The organism is Mycolicibacterium vaccae NBRC 14118 = CIP 105934, from assembly GCF_001552715.1.
Lineage (GTDB): Bacteria > Actinomycetota > Actinomycetes > Mycobacteriales > Mycobacteriaceae > Mycobacterium > Mycobacterium vaccae.
Genome location: NZ_BCRS01000301.1, coordinates 1 through 2,816 on the forward strand (window position 1 = coordinate 1; position 2,816 = coordinate 2,816).

Annotated in this window: 5 protein-coding genes; all 5 read left to right on the forward strand. The window is 71.2% G+C overall.

The annotated features are described in order from the left end of the window. Positions 1 to 366: PP2C family protein-serine/threonine phosphatase (locus MVA01S_RS29405; protein ID WP_159426384.1), on the forward strand; the 366-nt coding region annotated here is incomplete at its 5' end. A 78-nt stretch (positions 367 to 444) separates the two neighbouring features. Further along, positions 445 to 849 (forward strand): TOBE domain-containing protein, encoded by a 405-nt coding sequence (locus MVA01S_RS31085; RefSeq protein ID WP_003933853.1) that lies wholly within the window; start codon positions 445 to 447, stop codon positions 847 to 849. Continuing rightward, the gene (modA, locus tag MVA01S_RS31090) at positions 846 to 1,646 is read left to right on the forward strand and encodes a molybdate ABC transporter substrate-binding protein (protein WP_003933852.1); all 801 of its coding nucleotides are present in this window, start codon (positions 846 to 848) and stop codon (positions 1,644 to 1,646) included. The genes MVA01S_RS31085 and modA overlap by 4 nt, the downstream gene beginning before the upstream one ends. Positions 1,647 to 1,648: 2 nt before the next feature. Next, the gene (locus MVA01S_RS29420; protein WP_003933851.1) at positions 1,649 to 2,452 is read left to right on the forward strand and encodes an ABC transporter permease; all 804 of its coding nucleotides are present in this window, start codon (positions 1,649 to 1,651) and stop codon (positions 2,450 to 2,452) included. Continuing rightward, positions 2,449 to 2,816 (forward strand): ATP-binding cassette domain-containing protein (locus MVA01S_RS29425; RefSeq protein WP_159426385.1); only part of this gene is annotated, 368 nt, incomplete at its 3' end. The genes MVA01S_RS29420 and MVA01S_RS29425, both read left to right, overlap by 4 nt.

Sequence of the window (2,816 nt, forward strand, 5' to 3'; positions counted from 1 at the left end):
GTCGAACTGGCCAGCGGCGGGCACCCGCCGGCGCTGCTGATGTCGGCGTCGGGACAGACCCGTTACGTGCACACCACCGGGGGTCAGGCCGTCGGCATCCTCAAGAACCCCCGCTTCGTGGCGCGGTCGGTCCACCTCGGGCCGGGCGACACGCTTGCGCTCTACACCGACGGGCTCACCGAGGCCAGGACGGGCCCGAACCGGCGTTTCGACGACCACGACGACTTCCTGGGCTTCGCGCGCCGGGAAAGCCCCACAGACGCAGCGACGTTCGTGGCCGCGGTGCAGCGCCTGCTCGACGGCTTCGGCGCGGGCCTGGAGGACGACACCGCGGTGATCGCGGTGAGTGTGCCACCACATTCCTGACCCCGGGGTTCCGCAGATGCGGATCGGCTGAGATGATTGCCCCGCAAAAGCGGAATCGGTCGCGCGAGGGGGGCCACCATGCCGGACATCCGCGTCAAGGATGCGGCCACCCTGCTCGGGGTCAGCGACGACACCGTGCGCCGCTGGATCGACAGCGGCAGCCTGCCGTCGACCAAGGACGGCGCGGGCCGCACCGTGATCGACGGCAAGGCGCTGGCCGAGTTCGCCCGCGACCACGCCTCCCCGCCGCCGGATCCGTCAGGCGTGGGCAGTTCGGCGCGCAACCGCTTCGTGGGGCTGGTCACCAAGGTGACCGCCGACCGGGTGATGAGCGAGGTGCAGATGCAGTGCGGGCCGTTCACGGTGGTGTCGCTGATGAGCACCGAGTCGGCCCGTCAGCTGGGCCTGGAACCCGGCGTGGTGGCCGTCGCGGTGATCAAGGCGACCAACGTGATCATCGACACCCCGGCAGGGACTTCGTGAAACCGGCTCTCACCGCCCTCGGCGCGTTGAGCGTTGTCGCCCTGCTCGCGGGATGTTCTGCAGCAGAGGATGATTCATCTTCGACGCCGAGCGGCCCCGGGTCGCCGGCTCCGGCGGCGATCACCGGCGAGGTCACCGTATTCGCGGCCGCGTCGCTGAAGTCCACGTTCACCGAACTCGGTGCGCGATTCGAGAACGACCATCCCGGAACGAAGGTCACGTTAAACTTCGCGGGTTCGTCGGACCTGGTGGCGCAGCTCGCCCAGGGTGCGCCTGCCGACGTGCTCGCTTCGGCCGACACGACCACCATGACCAGGGCCCTCGACGACGGACTCGTCGCCGGGGTGCCCGCAGACTTCGCGACCAACACGCTGACCATCGTGACCCCACCCGGAAACCCCGCGGGGATCGCCTCGTTCGCCGATCTCGCCGACTCCGCCGTCCAGGTCGTGGTGTGTGCACCACAGGTGCCGTGCGGTGCGGCCACCGAGAAGGTGGAGAACGCGACGGGGGTGACCCTCACCCCGGTCAGCGAGGAGTCCGGGGTCACCGACGTGCTCGGCAAGATCACCTCCGGGCAGGCCGATGCAGGCCTGGTCTATGTCACCGACGCCGCGTCCGCAGGTGACCGGGTCACCGCGATCCCGTTCCCGGAATCCTCCGACGCGGTCAACACCTATCCGATCGCCACGCTCACCGAGGCGACCAACCCATCCGCCGCGCAGACGTTCGTCGGACTGGTCACCGGGCCGCAGGGCCGGGAGGTGCTGTCCGCGGCGGGTTTCGGCACGCCGTGAGGATGCGGCCGGCCGCCGGGCTGATCCAGGTCGGACTGCCGGCCTGGATCTACGTACCCGCCGCGGTCGGGGCCCTGTTCGTGCTCACCCCGCTGCTGGCGATCCTGCTACGGATCGACTGGCCGCACTTCGTGCCGTTGATCACCTCCGAATCCTCCCGCGCTGCTTTGCTTCTCAGCCTCAAGACGTCGGCGGCCAGCACCGTGGTCTGTGTGCTGCTCGGTGTCCCGATGGCGCTGGCGCTGGCCCGCGGGCAGTTCCCCGGCCGATCGGTGTGGCGGGCGCTGGTGCTGCTGCCGCTGGTGCTGCCGCCGGTGGTCGGCGGCATCGCGTTGTTGTACACGTTCGGCAGGCAGGGTCTGCTCGGACAGCACCTCGACGTGCTCGGCCTGCGGATCGCGTTCTCCACCACCGCGGTGGTGCTGGCCCAGTCGTTCGTGTCGCTGCCGTTCCTGGTGGTCAGCCTCGAGGGCGCGCTGCGCTCGGCGGGGCCGGAGTACGAACGCATCGCCGCCACCCTCGGCGCCAGGCCGACCACGGTGTTGCGCACCGTCACGCTGCCGCTGGTGCTTCCCGGTCTGCTGTCGGGCGCGGTGCTGGCCTTCGCGCGCTCCCTCGGCGAGTTCGGCGCGACGCTGACCTTCGCCGGGTCGCTGCAGGGTGTCACCAGGACATTGCCCCTGGAGATCTATCTGCAACGCGAGACCGATCCGGACGCCGCCGTGGCGCTGTCTCTGCTGCTGATCGTCGTCGCCGCCGCGATCGTGATCGCCACCGCCGGCCGGCGGCCGGCGGGTCCGCTGTGAGCGCCGTGCGGGTGCGGGCCCGGCTGGACCACCGCGGCGCGGACTTCGACCTGTCGCTCGCCGACGGTGAGGTGCTGGCGGTGCTCGGACCCAACGGCGCGGGCAAGTCCACATTGCTGCACCTGATCGCCGGGCTGCTCCGGCCCGACACCGGCCGCATCGAGGTGGGCGCGACCGTGGTCACCGACACCGCGTCGGGAACGTTCGTGCCCGCGCACGCGCGGCGCGTCGCGATGCTGAGCCAGCAGCCGCTGCTGTTCCCGCACATGACCGCGGAGCGCAACGTGGGCTATGCGCCGCGCTGCCGGGGCCGGTCCCGCCGGCAGGCCCGGGAGTGCGCGCGCCGGTGGCTGGAGGCCGTCGG

What these genes read in the sequence shown, in the direction of transcription:
- MVA01S_RS31085 (WP_003933853.1), top strand. Translation starts at nt 445, where the DNA reads ATGCCGGACATCCGCGTCAAGGATGCGGCCACCCTGCTCGGGGTCAGC.
- MVA01S_RS29420 (WP_003933851.1), top strand. Translation starts at nt 1,649, where the DNA reads ATGCGGCCGGCCGCCGGGCTGATCCAGGTCGGACTGCCGGCCTGGATC.